The 22,025-nt window shown below is 64.3% G+C and carries 22 protein-coding genes; 13 read left to right on the forward strand and 9 right to left on the reverse strand.

Annotated elements, in window-relative coordinates:
• Window positions 1-27 precede the first annotated feature (27 nt).
• The 3 genes from thrC to GWK50_RS12410 form a co-directional block, all read right to left on the reverse strand.
• The gene (thrC, locus tag GWK50_RS12400; RefSeq protein ID WP_162016799.1) at window positions 28-1,458 is read right to left on the reverse strand and encodes a threonine synthase; all 1,431 of its coding nucleotides are present in this window, start codon (window positions 1,456-1,458) and stop codon (window positions 28-30) included.
• Between the two features lie 22 nt (window positions 1,459-1,480).
• A complete protein-coding gene (locus GWK50_RS12405) occupies window positions 1,481-2,815 on the reverse strand; it encodes a homoserine dehydrogenase (RefSeq protein ID WP_162016800.1) in 1,335 nt (444 codons plus the stop codon).
• A 71-nt stretch (window positions 2,816-2,886) separates the two neighbouring features.
• Window positions 2,887-4,116 (reverse strand): pyridoxal phosphate-dependent aminotransferase, encoded by a 1,230-nt coding sequence (locus GWK50_RS12410; RefSeq protein ID WP_162016801.1) that lies wholly within the window; start codon window positions 4,114-4,116, stop codon window positions 2,887-2,889.
• Window positions 4,117-4,240: 124 nt separating this feature from the next.
• On the opposite strand from GWK50_RS12410, the gene GWK50_RS12415 reads away from it, so the two are divergent.
• From GWK50_RS12415 to GWK50_RS12425, 3 genes are all read left to right on the forward strand, one after another.
• Window positions 4,241-4,621, forward strand: a complete 381-nt coding sequence (locus tag GWK50_RS12415) for an Mth938-like domain-containing protein (protein WP_162016802.1) — start codon at window positions 4,241-4,243, stop codon at window positions 4,619-4,621.
• A 117-nt stretch (window positions 4,622-4,738) separates the two neighbouring features.
• Window positions 4,739-5,224 (forward strand): peroxiredoxin, encoded by a 486-nt coding sequence (locus GWK50_RS12420; RefSeq protein ID WP_162016803.1) that lies wholly within the window; start codon window positions 4,739-4,741, stop codon window positions 5,222-5,224.
• A gap of 156 nt (window positions 5,225-5,380) precedes the next feature.
• Window positions 5,381-7,108 carry a PhoH family protein gene (locus GWK50_RS12425; protein WP_162016804.1) on the forward strand — a complete coding sequence of 576 codons (1,728 nt, stop codon included), beginning with the start codon at window positions 5,381-5,383 and terminating at the stop codon, window positions 7,106-7,108.
• Between the two features lie 142 nt (window positions 7,109-7,250).
• Here the strand turns inward: GWK50_RS12425 and dnaB are convergent, their stop codons facing one another.
• From dnaB to rpsF, 5 genes are all read right to left on the reverse strand, one after another.
• On the reverse strand, window positions 7,251-8,660 hold the full coding sequence (gene dnaB, locus GWK50_RS12430; RefSeq protein WP_162016805.1) for a replicative DNA helicase: 1,410 nt from the start codon (window positions 8,658-8,660) through the stop codon (window positions 7,251-7,253).
• 175 nt (window positions 8,661-8,835) lie between these two features.
• On the reverse strand, window positions 8,836-9,288 hold the full coding sequence (gene rplI, locus GWK50_RS12435; RefSeq protein ID WP_162016806.1) for a 50S ribosomal protein L9: 453 nt from the start codon (window positions 9,286-9,288) through the stop codon (window positions 8,836-8,838).
• A 14-nt stretch (window positions 9,289-9,302) separates the two neighbouring features.
• On the reverse strand, window positions 9,303-9,584 hold the full coding sequence (gene rpsR / locus GWK50_RS12440) for a 30S ribosomal protein S18 (RefSeq protein WP_162016807.1): 282 nt from the start codon (window positions 9,582-9,584) through the stop codon (window positions 9,303-9,305).
• Between the two features lie 17 nt (window positions 9,585-9,601).
• On the reverse strand, window positions 9,602-9,892 hold the full coding sequence (gene priB / locus GWK50_RS12445) for a primosomal replication protein N (RefSeq protein ID WP_162016808.1): 291 nt from the start codon (window positions 9,890-9,892) through the stop codon (window positions 9,602-9,604).
• Between the two features lie 19 nt (window positions 9,893-9,911).
• Window positions 9,912-10,289: a 30S ribosomal protein S6 gene (gene rpsF / locus GWK50_RS12450; protein ID WP_162016809.1), complete on the reverse strand. Its 378-nt coding sequence runs from the start codon at window positions 10,287-10,289 to the stop codon at window positions 9,912-9,914.
• Window positions 10,290-10,519: 230 nt separating this feature from the next.
• On the opposite strand from rpsF, the gene grpE reads away from it, so the two are divergent.
• From grpE to leuB, 9 genes are all read left to right on the forward strand, one after another.
• Window positions 10,520-11,071 (forward strand): nucleotide exchange factor GrpE, encoded by a 552-nt coding sequence (gene grpE / locus GWK50_RS12455; RefSeq protein ID WP_162016810.1) that lies wholly within the window; start codon window positions 10,520-10,522, stop codon window positions 11,069-11,071.
• 82 nt (window positions 11,072-11,153) lie between these two features.
• Window positions 11,154-13,106: a molecular chaperone DnaK gene (dnaK, locus tag GWK50_RS12460; protein WP_162016811.1), complete on the forward strand. Its 1,953-nt coding sequence runs from the start codon at window positions 11,154-11,156 to the stop codon at window positions 13,104-13,106.
• Window positions 13,107-13,189: 83 nt separating this feature from the next.
• Entirely contained in the window at window positions 13,190-14,326 is a 1,137-nt protein-coding gene (dnaJ, locus tag GWK50_RS12465; protein ID WP_162016812.1) for a molecular chaperone DnaJ, read from the forward strand.
• Between the two features lie 60 nt (window positions 14,327-14,386).
• Window positions 14,387-15,751 (forward strand): MBL fold metallo-hydrolase, encoded by a 1,365-nt coding sequence (locus tag GWK50_RS12470; RefSeq protein ID WP_162016813.1) that lies wholly within the window; start codon window positions 14,387-14,389, stop codon window positions 15,749-15,751.
• A gap of 111 nt (window positions 15,752-15,862) precedes the next feature.
• On the forward strand, window positions 15,863-16,795 hold the full coding sequence (locus GWK50_RS12475; RefSeq protein WP_162016814.1) for a LysR family transcriptional regulator: 933 nt from the start codon (window positions 15,863-15,865) through the stop codon (window positions 16,793-16,795).
• 36 nt (window positions 16,796-16,831) lie between these two features.
• On the forward strand, window positions 16,832-18,253 hold the full coding sequence (gene leuC / locus GWK50_RS12480; RefSeq protein WP_162016815.1) for a 3-isopropylmalate dehydratase large subunit: 1,422 nt from the start codon (window positions 16,832-16,834) through the stop codon (window positions 18,251-18,253).
• Between the two features lie 34 nt (window positions 18,254-18,287).
• Window positions 18,288-18,416, forward strand: a complete 129-nt coding sequence (locus tag GWK50_RS12485) for an entericidin A/B family lipoprotein (RefSeq protein WP_162016816.1) — start codon at window positions 18,288-18,290, stop codon at window positions 18,414-18,416.
• Window positions 18,417-18,423: 7 nt separating this feature from the next.
• Window positions 18,424-19,077 carry a 3-isopropylmalate dehydratase small subunit gene (gene leuD / locus GWK50_RS12490; protein ID WP_162016817.1) on the forward strand — a complete coding sequence of 218 codons (654 nt, stop codon included), beginning with the start codon at window positions 18,424-18,426 and terminating at the stop codon, window positions 19,075-19,077.
• Between the two features lie 71 nt (window positions 19,078-19,148).
• Window positions 19,149-20,219 carry a 3-isopropylmalate dehydrogenase gene (gene leuB / locus GWK50_RS12495; RefSeq protein WP_162016818.1) on the forward strand — a complete coding sequence of 357 codons (1,071 nt, stop codon included), beginning with the start codon at window positions 19,149-19,151 and terminating at the stop codon, window positions 20,217-20,219.
• A gap of 48 nt (window positions 20,220-20,267) precedes the next feature.
• Here the strand turns inward: leuB and GWK50_RS12500 are convergent, their stop codons facing one another.
• The gene (locus tag GWK50_RS12500; RefSeq protein WP_162016819.1) at window positions 20,268-20,591 is read right to left on the reverse strand and encodes a DUF3579 domain-containing protein; all 324 of its coding nucleotides are present in this window, start codon (window positions 20,589-20,591) and stop codon (window positions 20,268-20,270) included.
• 237 nt (window positions 20,592-20,828) lie between these two features.
• Between GWK50_RS12500 and GWK50_RS12505 the strand changes: the two genes are divergently transcribed.
• A complete protein-coding gene (locus GWK50_RS12505) occupies window positions 20,829-22,025 on the forward strand; it encodes an aspartate aminotransferase family protein (protein ID WP_162016820.1) in 1,197 nt (398 codons plus the stop codon).

The raw sequence follows: 22,025 nt of genomic DNA on the forward strand, positions 1-22,025 counted from the left end.
ATGATAGACGGGCGCTGCAGCCCATTTTTACTTGCAGTTTTGCGCAATGTAGGCCTTGACCTGCTGCACGTCGGCAGGCATGACCTGCACGCGCTTGGGCAGGTCTTCAATGCCGTCGAACTTGGCCGGGCGCTCGGGCGCATGGCCCAGGGCCTCCTGGATCGTCTCGGCGAACTTGATGGGCAGGGCCGTCTCCAGCACGATCATGGGCACGCTGGCGTCGCCCCGGTGCTCGCGCGCCACCTTCACGCCATCGGCGGTGTGGGTGTCGATGGTGACGCCATGGCGCTCGTAGGTGGCGCGGATGGTGGCCAGGCGGTCGGCGTGCGTGCTCTTGCCGCTGGCGAAGCCGTACCTGGCGGCCGCGTCGGCAAAGCGCGGGTCCTGGCTCAGGTCGAACTGGCCTTGCGTGGAGAGCGCATCGCCGAACAGCGCCTTGGTCTTGGCCGCATCGCGGCCCAGCAGATCAAACACGAAGCGCTCGAAGTTGCTGGCCTTGCTGATGTCCATGGACGGGCTGGAGGTTTCGTGCGTGTCGGCGCTGCCGCGCACGCGGTACACGCCGGTGCGGAAGAACTCGTCGAGCACATCGTTCTCGTTGGTGGCCACCACCAGCTTGGCGATGGGCAGGCCCATCATGCGCGCCACATGGCCCGCGCAGATGTTGCCGAAGTTGCCGCTGGGCACGGTGAAGCTGACCTTCTGGTCGTTCGTTTCCGTGGCCTGCACGTAGCCGGCAAAGTAGTACACCACCTGCGCCAGCAGGCGCGCCCAGTTGATGGAGTTGACGGTGCCAATCTTGTACTTGCGCTTGAACTCGAGGTCGTTGCTGACGGCCTTGACGATGTCCTGGCAGTCGTCGAACACGCCCTCGATGGCAATGTTGTGGATGTTGGCGTCCTGCAGGCTGAACATTTGCGCCTGCTGGAACGGGCTCATGCGGCCGTGCGGGCTGGTCATGAAGACGCGCACGCCCTTTTTGCCCTTCATGGCGTATTCGGCTGCGCTGCCGGTGTCGCCGGACGTGGCGCCCAGGATGTTGAGCTGCTCGCCCCGGCGCCCCAGTTCGTACTCGAACAGGTTGCCCAGCAACTGCATGGCCATGTCCTTGAAGGCCAGCGTGGGGCCGTTGGACAGGGCTTCGAGCCACAGGCCGTCTTCCAGGTGGCGCAGCGGCACGATCTCGCCGGTGCCGAACACCTCGGCCGTGTACGTCTTCTCGCACAGGCGTTTCAGGTCGGCGGCCGGGATGTCGTCGATGTAGAGCGAGAGGATCTTGAACGCCAGCTCGGCGTAGCCCTGCTCGTGGTAGGCCTTGCGCAACTGGGTCAGCTGGGCGTCGTCGATCAGCGGGTAGTGCTCGGGCAGGTACAGCCCGCCGTCGGGCGCCAGGCCTTCGAGCAGGATGTCACAGAAATGCTTGCGGTCCGGGTGGCCGCGGGTGGAGAGGTACAGCATGGCGTTCGTCCTGCTCGGGCGTTTAGTTCAGCTCTTCCTTGCGGATGCGCGTGATGGGGGCCAGCACCGTGGGCAGTGCCTGCATCTGAGCGATGGCGTCGTTCATGGTGCCTTCACGCGTGTCGTGCGTGAGGATGATGAGGTCGGTCTGGGTGGAGCCCTCGCCGCCCACCTCGTCGGCCTCGCGCTGCAGCACTGCGTCGATGCTGATGCCGGCGCCGGCCAGGATGCCGGTGACCTTGGCCAGCACGCCAGCCTGGTCGGCCACACGCAGGCGCAGGTAGTAGCTGGTGACCACTTCGCTCATGGGCAACACGGGCAGCGCATCCATGGCGTCGGTCAGCGTGTGCGGCTGGAAGGCCAGGTGCGGCACGCGGTGCTCGGGGTCGGCCGTGTGCAGGCGGGCGATGTCCACCAGGTCGGCAATCACGGCGCTGGCCGTGGGCTCGGAGCCCGCCCCCTTGCCGTAGTACAGCGTGGTGCCCACGGCATCACCCTGCACCACCACGGCGTTCATGGCGCCTTCGACGTTGGCGATCAGGCGCTTGGCGGGCACCAGGCTCGGGTGCACGCGCAACTCCACGCCCTTGTCGGCGCGCTTGGTGATGCCCAGCAGCTTGATGCGATAGCCCAACTGCTCGGCGTACTTGATGTCGGCCGCGCCCAGCTTGGTAATGCCTTCCACATAGGCCTTGTCGAACTGCACCGGGATGCCGAAGGCGATGGCCGACATGATGGTGGCCTTGTGCGCGGCGTCCACGCCCTCGATGTCGAAGGTGGGGTCGGCCTCGGCATAGCCCAGGCGCTGCGCTTCCTTGAGCACCACGTCGAAGTCCAGCCCCTTGTCGCGCATTTCGGACAGGATGAAGTTGGTGGTGCCGTTGATGATGCCGGCGATCCACTGGATGCGGTTGGCCGTGAGGCCCTCGCGCAGCGCCTTGATGATGGGGATGCCACCGGCCACGGCGGCTTCAAACGCCACCATGACGCCCTTGGCGGACGCAGCCGAGAAAATCTCGGTGCCATGCACGGCCAGCAGCGCCTTGTTGGCAGTGACCACATGCTTGCCCGCCGCAATGGCTTCGAGCACCAGGGCCTTGGCGATGCCGTAGCCGCCGATCAGCTCGATCACGATGTCGATGTCCGGGTTGGCGATGACGGCACGGGCGTCGTTGACGACCTGCACGCCCTCGCCCACCACCGAACGGGCGCGCTCCACGTCCAGGTCGGCCACCATGGCAATCTCGATGCCACGGCCCGCGCGGCGGCGGATTTCTTCCTGGTTGCGGCGCAGCACGTTGAACACGCCGCTGCCCACGGTGCCGATGCCCAGAAGGCCTACTTGGATGGGTTTCATCAGAGAACTCTCAGTAAAAAATGCTTCCAGCGTCCGTCCATCAAGCGCGAGATGCTATAAAAACAATAGCTTCAAGCCTTTGCGTGGCGTTGCCGGTACTGGGCCAGGAAGGCCGCCAGTCGCCCAATGGCCTCGCGCAAGTCGTCCTCGTGCGGCAGAAAGACGATGCGGAAATGCTGGTTGTCGGGGTAGTTGAAGCCCGAGCCCTGCACCAGCATCACGCGCGTGGCGCGCAGCACCTCCATGAAGAACTGGCGGTCGTCCTCGATGGGGTACATCTCGGGATCCAGGCGCGGGAACATGTACAGCGCGGCCTGGGGCTTGACGCAGGTGACGCCGGGGATGGCCGTGATGAGTTCATAGGCCAGATCGCGCTGGCGGCGCAGGCGGCCGCCTTCCTTGATGAGGTCGTTGATGCTCTGGTAGCCGCCCAGCGCCGTCTGGATGGCCCACTGGCCCGGCACGTTGGAGCCGAGCTTGAGGTTGGCCAGCATGTTCAGCCCCTCGATGTAGTCACGCGCGGCCCGCTTGTCGCCCGAGACCACCATCCAGCCCGCGCGGAAGCCGCATGAACGGTAGGCTTTAGAAAGCGAGTTGAAGGTCAGCGTGAGCACATCGGTGGACAGGCTGGCCATGGCCGTGTGCTTTACGCCCTCGTACAGCACCTTGTCGTACACCTCGTCCACCAGCAGCACCAGGTCGTGCTCGCGCGCCAACTGCACGATGCCGCGCAAGAGCGCGTCGGAATATAGTGCGCCCGTGGGGTTGTTGGGGTTGATGACGACGATGCCGCGCGTGCGCGGCGTGATCTTGGAACGCATGTCCTCCAGGCTGGGCATCCAGCCGTTGGACTCGTCGCACACATAGTGCACCGGCACGCCGCCCGCCAGGCTGGTGGCCGCCGTCCACAGCGGATAGTCGGGCGCGGGCAGCAGCAGCTCGTCGCCGTCGTTGAGCAGCGCCTGGGTTGCCATAACGATGAGTTCGCTCGCACCGTTGCCCAGGTAGATGTCGTCCAGCGTCACGCCCGCGATGCCTTGCTGCTGGGTGTAGTGCATGACGGCCTTGCGCGCCGCGAAGATACCCTTGCTGTCGGAGTAGCCTGCCGAGTCGGGCAGGTTGCGCGCCATGTCCTGCACCACCTCTTCGGGCGGATCGAAGCCGAACGGCGCCATGTTGCCGATGTTCAGCTTGATGATCTTCTGCCCCTCGTCCTCCATCTGCCGGGCCGCGTCCACGATGGGGCCGCGCACATCGTAGAGAACGTTGTTGAGTTTGGTGGACTTGAGTACGGTTTTCATGCGCTTGAGCTCAGGTGGCATAGGCCCGCCACGGGCCAGGGGCATGTGGCGAAACCTATAATTTGACCACAGTTCCCACCGCCCCACGCACCCGCTCCGTTGCAGGTGCTGCCCGCACCGCCCCATGAAATTCCAGCCCGATCGTTTCGACGCCCACAGCATCACCGGATATGGCCCGGGATGGATCAGCGTGGGCGCCGAAAAGGTGCATTCCAGCCTGGTGATCGGATCGCGCGGGCTGCGCCAGGCCTGGGACTGCACGCGGTTCGAGGACCTGAGCGCCGATCACTTCGCCCAACTGGCCCTGCTCGACGCCGAAGTGCTGCTGCTGGGCAGTGGCGACCGCCTGCGTTTTGTGCCCCCCGCTTGGCTCGCGCCGCTGATGCAGCGCCATATCGGTGTGGAGACCATGGACACGGCCGCCGCCTGCCGCACCTACAACATCCTGGCTGGCGAAGGGCGCCATGTGGTGGCCGCCTTGCTCGTACAAACCCCAGGCAACTGAAGCCAAGCCTGCGATTCAGGGTAAAATAGCGGGTTGCTGCCGGTGGCGACCCACAAGAAGAACCAGCCTCACACCCACCGGTGATTCAACGACCTCATCCAGAGAGAACGAAGACATATGGCGATCGTTGTCAACAAACCCCTCCCTGAATTTGAAGCCAATGCGACCAGCGGGGTCAAGGTTTCCAATACGTCCCACAACGGCCAGATTCTCGTCCTCTACTTTTACCCCAAGGACAACACCCCCGGCTGCACCACCGAGGCGATGCAGTTCCGCGACAAGTACAAGGACTTCGTCAAGGCGGGTGCTGCCGTGTTCGGCGTATCGCGCGACAACATGAAGTCGCACGACGAGTTCAAGGAAAAGCTTGAGCTGCCCTTCGACCTGATCGCCGACACGGAAGAGAAGATGTGCCACATGTTCGGCGTGGTCAAGAACAAGATCATGTACGGCAAGAAGGTCAAGGGCATCGAGCGCAGCACCTTCCTCATCGGCCCCGACGGCGTGCTGCTGCAGGAGTGGCGCGGACTGAAAGTACCGGGCCATGTGGAAGAAGTGCTCAAGGCCGTCAAGGCGCTCAAGACCCTCAAGAAAGCCGCCTGAGGCGCGCCTGCAACGCCCGGATGGCCCTGTCATCCAGGGCGTGCATAATGGGCCGATGCCGCTGTACTGCGCAACGCCTCTCCTATACCGACAAGCCGCCTGGGCCTCCCGGCGGCTTTTTGCTTTCTGAACCCCTCCGACCGCTTTTTCCGCACCATGCCCCTGCCTCCCGCACCGACCCGGCGTGCCGCCCGACTCGACCCCGAAGCCTTCATGGCCCCGCCCGAAGGGGCCACGCCCACCACCAAACGCCAGCGCAGCACCCGTGGTGAAGCCCACCCCGTGGCAGTCCCGGCTGCGGCCACTGCGGACACCCCCGTGGTGGCGCCTGCGCCCACTGCCCCCATAGCTCCCGCGTCCCGCAGCACCAAGATGCCCGCCAAGGCAGCCTTGCTGTCCTCCGCCCCGGCCCCAGAAGTGGCACCCAGCCCAGAGACTGCTCCCGCTGTGAGCGCCGAACCCTCCAAGCGCGCTCGCAAGGTGCGCAGCACCGGGCCCACCAAGCTGTTCGTGCTGGACACCAACGTGCTGCTGCACGACCCCAGCAGCCTGTTCCGATTCGAAGAGCACGACATCTACCTGCCCATGATCGTGCTGGAGGAACTGGACGCCCACAAGAAGGGCATGACCGAGGTAGCCCGCAACGGCCGCCAGGTCAGCCGCGCGCTGGACGCCCTGGCCGCCGCCCAGGGTGCCGACATGGGCAAGGGCCTCAAGCTCGACTCCACAGGCCAGCGCGGTGCGGGAGGAAGCCTGTTCTTCCAGACTTCGACCCTGGATTTCCAGCTCCCCACCAGCCTGCCCCAGGGCAAGGCCGACAACCAGATCCTGGGCGTAGTGGAAGCCCTGCGACGCCAGCATGCGCCGCGTGAAGTGGTGCTGGTGTCCAAGGACATCAACATGCGCGTCAAGGCGCGTGCCCTGGGCCTTCCTGCCGAGGACTACCAGAACGACAAGGCACTGGAGGACGGCGACCTGCTCTACTCCGGCGCCATGCAACTGCCCCAGGACTTCTGGAGCCGCAACGGCAAGTCCGTGGAGAGCTGGCAAAGCGGCGCGCACACGTTCTACCGTATCAGTGGGCCTATCGTGCCGCAGTTGCTGATCAACCAGTTTGTGTACTTCGAGGCGCCGGGCGAACCGAGTTTGTACGCGCGCGTGAGCGAAATCCGCGACAAGACCGCCGTGCTCAAGACCCTCAAGGACTACGGCCACGCCAAAAACGCGGTGTGGGGCGTGACCACGCGCAACCGCGAGCAGAATTTCGCCGTCAACCTACTGATGGACCCCGACGTGGACTTCGTCACCCTGGCGGGCACCGCGGGCACCGGCAAGACACTGATGGCCCTGGCCGCAGGCCTGACACAGGTGTTGGACGACCGCCGCTACACCGAGATCATCATGACCCGCGCCACCGTCAGCGTGGGCGAGGACATCGGCTTCCTGCCCGGCACGGAGGAAGAAAAAATGGGCCCCTGGATGGGCGCACTCGACGACAACCTCGAATTCCTGGCCAAGGGCGATGGTGGCAACGCCGGTGAATGGGGCCGCGCGGCCACCAACGAATTGATCCGCAGCCGCATCAAGATCAAGAGCATGAACTTCATGCGCGGGCGCACGTTCATGAACAAATACGTCATCATCGACGAAGCGCAGAACCTCACACCCAAGCAGATGAAGACCTTGGTCACGCGCGCCGGCCCCGGCACCAAGATCATCTGCATGGGCAACCTGGCGCAGATCGACACCCCCTACCTCACCGAAGGGTCGTCGGGCCTGACCTTTGCCGTGGACCGCTTCAAGGGCTGGCCGCACAGCGGCCACATCACCCTGGCGCGCGGCGAGCGCTCACGCCTGGCGGACTTTGCCAGCGAAGTGCTCTGAACCGCAGCGTCAATGCAAAAGGGCTGCCAGCGAAATGCGCTGGCAGCCCTTTTTTTTGGCACCGTATGCGTTGCCACACAAAAAATGCTACGTTAATGATAGCTAATAACGCTTATTCAATAAGCGTCAAAGCCAATTTTTACTAAAAATCGTCGCCCGACCCCAGCGCCAGGCTTTCGAAGCGCGTCTGGTTTTTCTGGAAGAACAGCTTGACGGTGCCGGTAGGACCGTTACGTTGCTTGCCGATGATGACCTCGGCCACGTTCGGCTCCTTGGAGTCCTTGTTGTAGTAATCGTCGCGGTAGATGAACATGATGATGTCCGCATCCTGCTCGATGGCGCCGGATTCGCGCAGGTCGGACATCATGGGGCGCTTGTCGGTGCGCTGCTCCACCGAGCGGTTGAGCTGCGAGAGCGCAATCACCGGGCACTGCAGCTCCTTGGCCAGCATCTTGAGGCCGCGCGAGATTTCGCCCAGCTCGGTCGCCCGGTTCTCGCCCTGCGAGCCGCTGGAGCCGCTCATGAGCTGCAGGTAATCCACCACGATCAGGCCCAGCTTGCCGCAGCTGCGCGCCAGGCGGCGTGCGTTGGCGCGCAGTTCGCTGGGTGTGAGGCCCGGCGTTTCGTCGATGTGCAGCGACACGTTGCGCAGGCGCTCGATGGCTTCAGTCAGGCGCGGCCATTCGTCGTCGGTGAGCTTGCCGGTGCGCAGGTTGCCCTGGTTGATGCGGCCGATGGAGCCCACGATACGCACCGCCAGTTGCGCCGCGCCCATTTCCATCGAGAAAATGGCCACGGGCAGGCCTTCGTTGAGCGCCACATGCTCGGCGATATTGACCGCAAACGCGGTCTTGCCCATGGAGGGGCGTGCTGCCAACACCACCATGTCGCCGGCCTGCAGACCCGAAGTCATGCGATCCAGGTCGATAAACCCCGTTGGCACGCCAGTGATGTCGTTCGGGTTGTCGGCCATTTCCTGCACACGGTCGAGCAGGTCCACCACCAGGGTGTCCATGGCCTGGAAGCCCTGCTTCATGCGCGAGCCTTCTTCGCCGATATTGAAGATTTTTTGCTCGGCCTCATCCAGGATGCGATCGACCGGCTTGCCCTGGGGGTTAAAGGCGTTGGTGGCGATCTCGTCGCTGGCCGTGACCAGCTTGCGCAGGATGGCGCGCTCGCGCACGATCTCGGCGTAGCGGCGGATGTTGCTGGCGCTGGGTACGTACTGCGCCAGCGCGTTGAGGTACACCAGTCCGCCGATCTCCTCGGATTTACCCAGGCTCTGGAGCCGCTCATAGACCGTGATCACATCGGCAGGCTTGCTCGCATTGACCAGGGCTGCGATGGCGGTATAGATCAACTGGTGCTCGTGGCGATAGAAGTCGCTTTCCACCAGCAGGTCACCCACGCGGTCCCAGGCATGGTTATCCAGCAGCAGACCACCCAGCACGCTGGATTCAGCCTCAATGGAGTGCGGCGGCACTCGCAATTGCGCGATCTGGCGGTCGACGGGGGCATACCCATCGTCCACGACTATCGGTTCATCAAACATGGGATTCCTCGGGACACAATCCGTTGATCGTAGCGCCGCCACGCAGTACCGTCACCGCACAACCCTGTGCGCAGGCTGTGGACAAAGCGTGGATGGCCAGTGCAGAAACAGGGCGTCGGAAAAGCAAAAACCGCCCGAAGGCGGCTTTTGCGGTGCTGGTCTGGTGCAGCAGCGATCAGGCGGTTTCGCCGTAGACCGATACATTCACTTCCACCACCACATCGGTGTGCAGGGCCACGCTGACCGCCGTTTCGCTGACGGTCTTGATGGGGCCGTTGGGCAGACGGATCTGCGACTTGACGACCTTGTAGCCCAGCTTGTTCAGCTCTTCAGCAATGTCGTGGTTGGTCACGGAACCAAACAGGCGACCGTCCACACCGGACTTTTGCGTCAGCTTGACGGTGCTGCCGGCGAGCTTCTCGCCTTCGGCTTGGGCTGCAGCCAGCTTGGCGGCGGCGGCCTTTTCCAGTTCGGCGCGCTTGGCTTCGAACTCGGCCTTGGCAGCCGCCGTGGCGCGGCGTGCGCGGCCAGACGGGATCAGGAAGTTGCGGGCATAGCCGTCCTTGACCTTGACGATTTCGCCCAGGTTGCCGAGGTTCACTACCTTATCGAGCAGGATGATTTGCATGGGTTGTGCTCCTCTTAGATCTTGTGCTGGTCGCTGTAGGGCACCAGAGCCAGGAAGCGAGCGCGCTTGATGGCGGTGTTCAGCTGGCGCTGGTAGATGGCGCGCGTGCCGGTCAGGCGAGCGGGAATGATCTTGCCGTTTTCGGCAATGAAATCACGCAGCGTATCGACATCCTTGTAGTCGATTTCTTCGACACCGGCGACCGTGAAGCGGCAGAAACGCTTGCGCTTGAACAGCAGCGACTGGGTGTTGCGCTTGGGGCGCTTGTCTTTGTTGAACTTCTTGAATGCGGCCATTTCGGACCTCTCGAAAATTAATCTTGTTGAATATCCTGGATATGGAGTACCGGGTGCTTCCCGTTGCGCGGCGTGGCCAGAAAGCCACTGAAGCGCCACTGGCTTCCTATGGGCTGGCGTGCCAGCCTTTCAGCCATGGGGCCAAAGGCTTGTGCCTTGACCAGTGCCTTCACATCGCGCAATTGACCGGCTTCGACCTGCTGGGAACTGTGCTCCAGGCGCAGTTCGATGGCAGGGATGCCAGCTGGCGTGAACCGCAAGGCCGCAGCCTCTGCAATGCTCGCCGTCAGCAGTACGTGGTTCTCCACTCCCCTGGGTTGGCGAGGCTCAGCGCTCGGCGCCTGCAGCAAACTCGGCCTGGTTGGCCTTGCGGGCTTCTTCGCGCTCGACGGTCTTCATCATCGAGGAAGGGCCGGTCTCGGCCTTCTTCTTTTGCACGGTGAGGTGACGCAGCACGGCATCGTTGAACTTGAAGGCATGCTCCAGTTCGGCCATCACAGCCTGGTCGGCCTCGATGTTGATGCACAGGTAGTGGGCTTTGGCCAGCTTGTTGATGAGGTAGGCCAGTTGGCGGCGACCCCAGTCTTCCACGCGGTGCACCTGACCACCACCAGCGGTGATCATGCCCTTGTAGCGCTCGAGCATGGCGGGGACCTGCTCGCTCTGATCCGGGTGGATCAACAAAACGATTTCGTAATGACGCATGCAAACTCCTTTTGGGTTCGGATAAAGCCACCTGCTGCGTCTATCAAGCAGTGTGGCAAGGCAAAGCCGAGCATTATAGCCTTGCGTACGGGTTCTGTACACTCCTGGCTTTTCGCATGCGCGTGGGTCGCTCCCACACAAAATCTGTACCCCTAGGCGCTTGAAAGCCTTGGCAATGCCCCCACTTGGTGCTGGCATTTGTTTACCTACTTCGTCGCAAGACCTTCCAAATGTCCGAGAACACTACCTCCGCACCCGACACCGGCACCCTCGCCCCCGAAGAAATTGAAGCCGCCATGGCCGCCAACGCCTCCGACGAAATGGAGCGCCTGCAGCGGGAATTGAGCGAACTCAAGGCCAAGAGCGCCGACCTGGCCGACCAGTTCCTGCGCGCCAAGGCAGAGGCAGAAAACGCACGCCGCCGCGCCGAGGACGAAGTGGCCAAGGCGCGCAAGTTCGGCATCGAGGGTTTCGCCGAGAGCCTGCTGCCGGTGTGTGACAGCCTGGAAGCGGCACTGGCCCTGCCCCAGGCGACCGCCGCGCAACTGCGCGAAGGCTCCGATGCCACGCTGCGCCAATTGCTGGCAGCACTGGAACGCAACAAGGTCCTGCCCATCCACCCGGCCGCTGGCGACAAGTTCGACCCCAATATGCACCAGGCCATCAGCATGGTGCCCTCGGCACAGGAGCCCAACACCGTGGTCACGGTGCTGCAAAAGGGCTACCTGATCTCCGAGCGTGTGCTGCGCCCAGCACTGGTTACCGTGAGCGCGCCCCAATAAATCAGGAACGGCAGGGCTTGAAGCCGGCCAACTTATCCACAACTTACCACCATCAGAATCCACCAATCTCACGGAGAAGAACATGGGAAAAATCATCGGCATCGACTTGGGCACGACCAACAGCTGCGTCTCCATCATGGAGGGCAACACGACCCGCGTGATCGAAAACAGCGAGGGCGCGCGCACCACGCCGTCCATCGTGGCCTACCAGGAAGACGGCGAGATCCTCGTTGGCGCCTCGGCCAAGCGCCAGGCCGTGACCAACCCCAAGAACACGCTGTTCGCCATCAAGCGCCTGATCGGCCGCAAGTTCACCGAAAAGGAAGTGCAAAAGGACATCGACCTGATGCCCTACTCCATCGTGGCCGCCGAAAACGGTGACGCCTGGGTGGAAGTGCGCGGCAAGAAGCTGTCGGCCCAGCAAGTGTCTGCTGACATTCTGCGCAAGATGAAGAAAACCGCCGAGGACTACCTGGGCGAGCCCGTGACCGAGGCCGTGATCACCGTGCCGGCGTACTTCAACGACGCACAGCGCCAGGCCACCAAGGATGCTGGCCGCATTGCGGGCCTGGATGTCAAGCGCATCATCAACGAACCCACGGCTGCAGCCCTGGCCTTTGGCCTGGACAAGCAGGAAAAGGGCGACCGCAAGATCGCCGTGTATGACCTGGGCGGCGGCACATTTGACGTGTCCATCATCGAAATCGCCGATGTGGATGGCGAAAAGCAGTTCGAAGTGCTGTCGACCAACGGCGACACCTTCCTGGGCGGCGAAGACTTCGACCAGCGCATCATCGACTACATCATTGGCGAGTTCAAGAAAGAACAAGGCGTTGACCTGTCCAAGGACGTCCTGGCCCTGCAACGCCTGAAGGAGGCCGCTGAAAAGGCCAAGATCGAGCTGTCGAACTCCGCATCGACCGACATCAACCTGCCTTACATCACCGCTGACGCCTCGGGCCCCAAGCACCTGAACGTGAAGCTGACCCGCGCCAAGCTGGAAGCCTTGGTGGAAGAGCTGATCGAGCGCACCATTGCGCCTTGCCGCATGGCCATCAAGGACGCTGGCGTGTCCGTGTCCGACATCCATGACGTGATCCTGGTGGGCGGCATGACCCGCATGCCCAAAGTGCAAGAAAAGGTCAAGGAATTCTTCGGCAAGGACCCCCGCAAGGACGTGAACCCTGACGAAGCCGTGGCCGTAGGCGCCGCCATTCAGGGCCAGGTGCTCTCGGGCGACCGCAAGGACGTGCTGCTGCTGGACGTGACGCCGCTCTCCCTGGGCATCGAAACCCTGGGCGGCGTGATGACCAAGATGATCACCAAGAACACGACCATCCCGACGAAGTTCGCACAGACCTTCTCGACGGCCGACGACAACCAGCCCGCCGTGACCATCAAGGTGTATCAGGGCGAGCGCGAGATGGCCTCGGGCAACAAGCTGCTGGGCGAGTTCAACCTGGAGGGCATTCCACCCGCAGCCCGTGGTGTTCCACAGATCGAAGTGTCCTTCGACATCGACGCCAACGGCATCCTGCACGTGGGCGCCAAGGACAAGGGCACCGGCAAGGAAAACAAGATCACCATCAAGGCCAACTCGGGTCTGTCCGAGGAGGAGATCCAGAAGATGGTCAAGGACGCCGAGCTGAACGCCGCCGACGACAAGAAGAAGCTCGAACTGGTGCAGGCCAAGAACCAGGGCGAAGCCGCTGTCCACAGCGTGAACAAGAGCCTGGCCGAGCACGGCGACAAGCTCGAGTCCGCAGAAAAGGACGCCATCACTGCGGCGGTCAAGGCACTGGAAGAAGCTCTGAAGGGCGAAGACAAGGCCGCGATTGACGAAAAGACCACGGCGCTGATGACGGCCAGCCAGAAGCTGGGCGAAAAGATGTACGCCGAATCACAGGCAGCTCAAGCCGCCCAGGCCGCCGGTGGTGCAGAGGCCGCAGGCGCGTCGGCTGGTGGAGCATCCAGCAAGCCCGCAGACGATGACAACGTCGTCGATGCCGAGGTGAAGGAAGTCAAGAAGGGCTGAGCGAGCTCCGTTGACCTGAGCCGCCGCGCAACGCTCGTCACGGGCTGCGCGGCGTTCCTGTTCCAACCGGGTTCCGAATCACTATGTCCAAAAGAGACTTTTACGAAATTCTGGGCGTCCCGAAAAACGCCTCGGACGAAGAAATCAAGAAGGCCTATCGCAAGCTGGCGATGAAGCACCACCCTGACCGCAACCAGGGGGATGCCGCCAAGCCTGCCGAAGAGAAGTTCAAGGAGGCCAAAGAGGCCTACGAGATGCTCTCGGACCCGCAAAAGCGCGCTGCATACGACCAGTACGGCCATGCAGGCGTGGACCCGAACATGCGCGGCCCTGGCGGGCCGGGTGCGGAAGGGTTCGGCGGCTTCGCCGAGGCCTTTGGCGACATTTTTGGCGACATGTTCGGCCAAGGACGTGGTGGCCGGGGTGGCAGCCGGGTGTACCGGGGCAGTGACCTGTCCTATGCCATGGAAATCACCCTGGAAGAAGCAGCCAAGGGCAAGGATGCGCAAATCCGCATTCCCTCATGGGACAGCTGCGACACCTGCCATGGCAGCGGCGCCAAGCCCGGCACCAGCGCCAAGACCTGCGGCACCTGCCAAGGTTCGGGCACGGTGCAGATGCGCCAGGGCTTCTTCAGCGTGCAACAAACCTGCCCGCACTGTCGCGGTACCGGCAAGATCATCCCCGAGCCCTGCACGACCTGCCACGGCCAGGGCAAGCTCAAGCGCCAGAAGACGCTGGAAGTGAAAATCCCCGCCGGCATCGACGACGGCATGCGCATCCGCTCCACGGGCAACGGCGAACCTGGTACCAACGGGGGGCCTCCGGGCGACCTGTACATCGAGATCCGCATCAAGAAGCACGACATCTTCGAGCGCGATGGCGACGACCTGCACTGCCAGGTGCCGGTGAGCTTCATCACCGCTGCGCTGGGCGGTGAGATCGACGTCCCCACGCTCGCGGGCAAGGCCGCCATCGACATTCCCGAAGGCACGCAGGCGGGCAAGCAGTTCCGTCTGCGCGGCAAGGGCATCAAGGGCGTGCGCTCCAGCTACCCTGGCGACCTGTACTGTCACATCGTGGTCGAGACGCCCGTCAAGCTCACCGAGCACCAGCGCAAGCTGCTGCGCGAGCTGGAGGAATCGTTCAAGAAGGGTGGCGCGCGCCACTCCCCCAGCGCCGAGAGCTGGACGGACAGGCTGAAAAACCTGTTCACCTGAGGTCTCGCGCCGCCCCGCGCGGCGTAACATGGAGGCATCCCTTGCCACAGGAATGCCTCCATGTCCGTCAGCATCACCTTTCTGGGCGGGGCCGGCACCGTTACCGGCTCCAAGTACCTCGTCCGCCACAACAACCACAGCCTGCTGCTCGACTGCGGGTTGTTCCAGGGCTACAAGCTGCTGCGCCTGCGCAACTGGCAGCCGCTGCCCGTCACGCCGCACCAGATCGACTCCGTGGTGCTCACCCATGCCCACCTGGACCACAGCGGCTACCTGCCGCTGCTGGCGCGCGACGGCTACACCAAGGACGTGCACTGCACCCCAGGCACGCGCGACCTGTGCGCCATCCTGCTGCCCGACAGCGGCCACCTGCAGGAAGAGGATGCCGCCTACCTCAACCGCCACGCCCTGTCCAAGCACCAGCCCGCGCTGCCGCTGTACACGCGGCTTGACGCGCTGCACAGCCTCAAGCAGTTGCGCCCACACCCTTTTGGCAAGGCTTTCGAGCCCATCCCCGGCTGGCGCGCGCAGTTCAGCCATGCAGGACACATCCTGGGCGCCGCCAGCGTTCTGCTGGAGGTGGGCGGGCGGCGCATCCTGTTCTCGGGCGACTTGGGGCGCAGCGACGATCTGCTGATGCGCCCCCCAGACGCTCCGCCTGCGGCCGATACCGTCCTGATCGAATCCACCTACGGCGACCGCGAGCACCCGGACACCGACATCCTGCAAGACCTGGCGCCTGCCCTGCAACGCCTGGCCCAGCGCGGCGGCGTGGCCGTGGTGCCGGTCTTTGCCGTGGGCCGCGCCCAGTCGGTGTTGCACGCCATCGCAGAGCTCAAGCAACAGGGGGAACTGCCCAGATCGCTGCCCGTGTTCCTGGACAGCCCCATGGCCGTCAACACCACCGGCCTGTTCCAGCATTACCCCGGCGAACACCGGCTGGACGCCAAGCAGGTACACGCCCTGTCGCACGGCGCCACCATGGTGCAGACCACCGAGGAGTCCAAGGCCCTGGCCCGGCGCCACGGCCCCATGGTCATCCTCTCGGCCAGTGGCATGGCCACGGGCGGGCGGGTATTGCACCACCTGGCGCTGCATGCGGGCAACCACCGCAACATGGTCATCCTCACAGGCCACCAGGCCCCCGGCACACGCGGCGCACGCATCGCCGCTGGCGAGAAGAGCATCCGCATCCACGGCCAGGAAGTGCAGATCCGCGCCGAGGTGGTGCAGTTGCAGTCGGCCTCGGCCCACGCCGATGCCACCCAGACACTGGACTGGCTGCGCCGCATGGAACACGCCCCCGAACAGGTGTACGTCGTGCACGGTGAGCTGGAGGCTGCCGACATGCTGCGCCAGCGCATCGAACACGAGTTGCGCTGGAGTGCATCGGTACCCGACCACGGCAACACCTACACGCTGTAGTGTTTGCGTGATTCGCCAGGTCAGTCATCGCCTTTAGAGATGGCATAAGGTGTTTCAAGGGTGGAAAATACGGCTTTGCTCGTCAAACGTGACGCCTGAAAACCATCCGCCATGCCATCCAACGAGCGCAACTTTGCGCGCCGCATCGACCTGACCTCGCTGCAACTGTTTGTGGCGGTGTGCGAGTTGGGCAGCATCGCGCGGGCGGCGCAGCGCGAGTTCATCGCCGCATCGGCCGTGAGCAAACGGCTTTCCGAACTGGAGGCTGCGGTGGAAACCCCGCTGCTGCAGCGCCACAGCCGTGGCGTGCGCCTGACGCCTGCGGGCGAAAGCCTGTTGCACCACGCGCGCACGGTGCTGTTCGGCCTGGAGCGCATGCAGGGCGAGCTGGCCGAATACACCGAGGGCGTGCGCGGCCATGTGCGCGTGCACGCCAACATCTCGGCCATCGTGCAATTCCTGCCGGAAGACCTGGGCGCCTTTGCGCGGCAGCACAGCCAGATCAAGATCGACCTGCAGGAACACCTCTCGCCCGATGTGCTGCAGGCCGTGCAGGAAGGCACCACTGACCTGGGTATCTGCAACCTGGGCCCGCAGGGCAGCGGCAGCTTGCAAAGCCGCCCCTACCGCAGTGACCGTTTGGTGCTGGTAATGCCCGCAGGCCACGCCCTGTCTGCGCGAGATGCTATCAATTTTGAAGAAGCGCTGGACTGGGACATTGTCGGCCTGCACGCGGGCAGCAGCATCAGCCTGGCCATGCGCGTGGCCGCAGCCCAGGCCGGGCGCACACTGCGCCAGCGCATCCAGGTCACGGGCCTGGATGCCATGTGCCGCATGATCGACAACGGCCTGGGCGTGGGCCTGCTGCCCGACCGCGCCTTTGCGCTGATGCGCGGCGTGGGGCACCTGGCCGCCGTGCCCCTGCGCGACGCCTGGGCGCAGCGCGAGCTGCGCCTGGTGGCGCGCGACTTTGCCGCCCTGCCCCCCACCGCCCGTTTGCTGGCCGAACACCTTGCAACCCCCGCGCCCACGCGCACTGCCTAAAATCCCATCCACCCCACCTGAAAGCGAACAACTCCCATGGGACGCACCCTGTACGACAAGATCTGGGACGAGCATGTCGTCCACACCGAAGAGGACGGCACCGCCGTGCTCTACATCGACCGCCACCTGGTGCACGAGGTCACCAGCCCGCAGGCCTTTGAAGGGCTGCGCGAGACAGGCCGCAAGGTCTGGCGCGTGAGCTCCATCGTGGCCACGGCCGACCACAACACGCCCACCACGGGCTGGGAGCGCGGCTACGACGGCATCACCGACCCCATCAGCAAAGAGCAGATCACCACGCTGGACAAGAACATTGCTTCCGTGGGCGCGGCCGCGTTCTTCCCCTTCATGCACAAGCGCCAGGGCATCGTGCACGTGATCGGCCCGGAAAACGGCGCTACCCTGCCGGGCATGACCGTGGTCTGCGGCGACTCGCACACCTCCACGCACGGCGCCTTTGGCGCGCTGGCGCACGGCATCGGCACCAGCGAGGTCGAGCATGTGATGGCCACGCAGACCCTGCTGGCCAAGAAGGCCAAGAACATGCTCATCAAGGTCGAAGGCAGCCTGGCACCCGGCATCACGGCCAAGGACGTGGTGCTGGCCATCATCGGCAAGATCGGCACCGCGGGCGGCACAGGCTACACCATTGAGTTTGCGGGCTCGGCCATTCGCCAGCTCTCCATGGAAGGCCGCATGACGGTGTGCAACATGGCCATCGAGGGCGGTGCCCGCGCCGGCCTGGTGGCGGTGGACGACAAGACCATCGACTACGTCAAGGGCCGCCCCCTGTCGCCCACCGGCGTGGAATGGGACCAGGCCGTGGCCTACTGGAAGACGCTGCATTCCGACGCCGATGCGCAATGGGATGCCGTGGTGGAGCTGTCGGCCCAGGACATCGTGCCGCAGGTCACCTGGGGCACCTCGCCCGAAATGGTGGTGGGCGTGGACGCCCGCGTGCCCGACCCCGACAAGGAAAAAGACGCCAACAAGCGCAGCGCCATGGAGCGCGCCTTGACCTACATGGCGCTCACGCCGGGCAAGCCGATCAACGACATCACCATCGACAAGGTGTTCATCGGCTCGTGCACCAACAGCCGCATCGAGGACATGCGTGAGGCCGCCGCCGTGGTCAAGAAGCTGGGCCGCAAAGTGGCTGCCAACGTCAAGCAGGCGCTGGTGGTGCCTGGATCGGGCCTCGTCAAGGAACAGGCCGAGCGCGAAGGCCTGCACGAGATCTTCAAGGCCGCAGGCTTTGAGTGGCGCGAGCCCGGCTGCTCCATGTGCCTGGCCATGAATGCCGACCGTCTGGAGCCCGGTGAGCGCTGCGCCTCCACCAGCAACCGCAACTTCGAAGGTCGCCAGGGTGCTGGCGGCCGCACCCACCTCGTGAGCCCCGCCATGGCCGCCGCTGCGGCCGTGCACGGGCACTTTGTGGACATCCGCACATTCGCCTGACCGTTTTCCCACCCACCACCGAAGGAGCAAGACCATGAAAAAGACCGCTACCCTCATCGCACTGTCGCTGGCCTTTGTGCTGGCAGGCTGCAACACCGTCAAGGGCGTGGGGCAGGACATCGAACGCGCGGGCAGCGCCATCGAGCGCGCCGCCAACAAATAAGCACCCCATGCAGAAATTCACCGTACACCAGGGCCTTGTGGCCCCCATGGATCGCGAGAACGTCGATACCGACGCCATCATTCCCAAGCAGTTCCTCAAGTCGATCAAGCGCACGGGCTTTGGTCCCAACCTGTTCGACGAATGGCGCTACCTGGACCAGCCCGGCGAGCCCGGCGTGCCCGAGTGGGCGCGCAAGCCCAATCCGGACTTCGTGCTCAACCAGCCGCGCTACGCGGGCGCCAGCATCCTGCTGGCCCGGCGCAACTTTGGCTGCGGCTCCAGCCGCGAGCACGCGCCCTGGGCGCTGGAGCAATACGGCTTTCGCGCGATCATCGCGCCCAGCTTTGCCGACATCTTCTTCAGCAACTGCTTCAAGAACGGCGTGCTGCCCATCGTGCTGCCCGAATCCACCGTGTCCCAGTTGTTCGACGAGGTGCACGCCTTCCCCGGCTACCAGCTCACCATCGACCTGGAGCGCCAGGTCATCGTGCGGCCGCAGGGTGAAGAGATCGCGTTCGACGTGCTGCCATTCCGTCGCTACTGCCTGCTCAATGGCTTTGACGACATCGGCCTGACGCTGCGCCACAAGGACAAGATCGCCGCCTTCGAGGCCCACCGCCTGGCTACCAAGCCCTGGCTGAGCCACACCATGCAGGGCTAATTCAGGGCAAAAATCCATTGCAATGCCCTAAAACAGGGCGTTAGCAGCTATCAAAACAAGAGCAAACAAACATGAAAATCGCCATTCTGCCGGGTGACGGCATCGGCACCGAAATCGTGGCCGAAGCGGTCAAGGTGCTCCACGCGCTGGACCTGACATTCGAGATGGAAACCGCCCTGGTCGGCGGCGCCGCCTACGAGGCGCACGGCCACCCGCTTCCCGAATCCACGCTCCAGCTCGCCAAGGCGGCGGACGCCGTGCTGTTCGGCGCCGTGGGCGACTGGAAGTACGACAAGCTCGACCGCCCGCTGCGCCCCGAGCAGGCCATCCTGGGCCTGCGCAAGAACCTGGGCCTGTTCGCCAACTTCCGCCCGGCCATCTGCTACGAGCAGCTCGTGGGCGCGTCCAGCCTCAAGCCCGAACTGATCGCCGGGCTGGACATCCTCATCATCCGCGAGCTGACGGGAGACATCTACTTCGGCCAGCCGCGCGGCCGCCGCGTGGCCACCGATGGCCACTTCCCCGGCGCCGAGGAAGCGTATGACACCATGCGCTACAGCAAGCCCGAGATCGAGCGCATCGCCCATGTCGCCTTCCAGGCCGCGCGCAAGCGCAACAAGAAGGTCACCAGCGTGGACAAGGCCAACGTGCTGGAGACCTTCCAGTTCTGGAAGGACGTGGTCACCGAGGTGCACCAGCAGTACCCCGACGTGGAGCTGGAGCACATGTACGTTGACAACGCCGCCATGCAGCTCGTCAAGCGCCCCAAGGCCTTCGACGTGATCGTGACCGGCAACATGTTTGGCGACATCCTGAGCGATGAAGCCTCCATGCTCACCGGCTCGATCGGCATGCTGCCCAGCGCCAGCCTCAACAGCCAGAACCAGGGCCTGTACGAGCCCAGCCATGGCAGCGCCCCGGACATCGCGGGCAAGGGCGTGGCCAACCCGCTGGCCACCATCCTGTCGGCCGCCATGATGCTGCGCTTCAGCCTGAACCAGGAAACCGCCGCCGCCCGCATCGAAGCCGCCGTGCAAAAGGTGCTGGCCCAGGGCCTGCGCACGCCCGACATCTACAGCGAAGGCACCACCAAGGTGGGCACGCGCGAGATGGGGGACGCGGTGGTCAAGGCTTTGGGCTGACGCCCCATACCCACCCCTGCACAGGGCGGCGCAAGCCGCCCTTTTTTCTTACTTCTGGACCCGTGGCGGGTCCGGCAGCAGACAAGCCTCGACCAGTTGCAGGTCGTTGTCGCGCGCGAAGTTCATCACGAAGTCCCAGGCCATGGGCTCGTGGTCGCGCAGGTCGCGGTGCACCACCACGCATTTGACGCCGCCCATGGTGGTGGGAATGCACCAGGGCGAGTAGCTCAGGTGGCTGCCAGGCCGGGCGCCACCGGGGCGGAAACTGCTCATCACCCCTGCCAGGCGCTCGGCCCAGTCGCTTGGACGGAAAGTTTTTCCGCTGCTGGTGACGCCTTGGATGAAGACTTCTTTGCTGGAAGGGGTAACCATCGGATCGTGGTGTAGTTAGGGCGGACGGTGCAGGATCGCTGCGCAAATTGCCGCAACCGGGCATTTTAACTCTTATATAAGAGTTTGCCGACGCCCTGCTTACAGACCCACCCGCTGCATGCATTGCAGTGATGCGCAATCGTCATGCATCGGCGCGGCGGCACGCCCTAGAATCGGTGCTCCTTTTCCTTGCAGCCACCGATGGCTGCGCTGTACGCCCCGTCTGGAGAATCCTGCATGACCGCTTCCATCCCGGCTACCTCGCCCCACGTGATGAACACCTATGGCCGCGTGCCCATCGCACTGCAGCGCGGCCAGGGCTGCCGCGTGTGGGACGTGAACGGCAAGGAGTACCTCGACGCGCTGGGCGGCATCGCCGTCAACACCCTGGGCCACAACCACGCCAAGCTGGTGCCCGCGCTGCAGCACCAGCTCACGCAGCTCATCCACACCTCCAACTACTACCACGTGCCCTTGCAGGAGCAGCTGGCCCAGTTGCTGGTCGAGCGCTCGGGCATGAGCAACGTGTTCTTCTGCAACTCGGGCCTGGAGGCCAACGAGGCCGCGCTCAAGATCGCACGCAAGTTCGGCCACGACCAGGGCATCGAGAAGCCCGAAGTGGTGGTCTATGAGAAGGCCTTCCACGGCCGCTCCATCGCCACGCTGTCGGCCACGGGCAACCCCAAGGTGCAGGCTGGCTTCGGCCCGCTGGTGGAAGGCTTCATCCGCGTACCTCAGAACGACATCGAGGCCCTGCGCCGTGCCACCGAACGCAACCCCAACGTGGTGGCCGTGTTCTTCGAGACCATCCAGGGCGAAGGCGGCGTGAACCCCATGCGCATCGAATACCTGCAGCAACTGCGCAAGCTCTGCGACGAGCGCGGCTGGCTGATGATGATCGACGAAGTGCAGTGCGGCATGGGCCGCACCGGCAAGTGGTTTGCGCACCAGTGGGCCGGCATCGTGCCCGACGTGATGCCCCTGGCCAAGGGCCTGGGCTCGGGCGTGCCCGTGGGCGCTGTGGTGGCCGGCCCCAAGGCCGCCAACGTGCTGCAACCGGGCAACCACGGCACCACCTTCGGCGGCAACCCGCTGGCCATGCGCGCGGGGGTGGAAACCATCCGCATCATGGAAGAAGACGGCCTGCTGCAGAACGCCGCCACCGTGGGCGCACACCTGCAGGCCGCGCTGCGCGCCGCACTGGGCAGTTTGAGCGGCGTGAAGGAAGTGCGCGGCCAGGGCCTGATGATCGGTGTGGAGCTGGACAAGCCCTGCGGCGCCCTGGTGGGCCGTGCGGCCGAGGCCGGCCTGCTCATCAGCGTGACAGCCGAGAGCGTGATCCGCATCGTGCCGCCGCTGATCCTCACCACGGCCGAGGCCGACGAAATCGTCGCCCGGCTCACCCCCCTGGTCCAGGCCTTGCTGGCCGAATGA

It is taken from the genome of Acidovorax sp. 210-6, assembly GCF_010020825.1.
In the GTDB taxonomy this organism is placed as follows: Bacteria; Pseudomonadota; Gammaproteobacteria; order Burkholderiales; family Burkholderiaceae_C; genus Simplicispira; species Simplicispira sedimenti.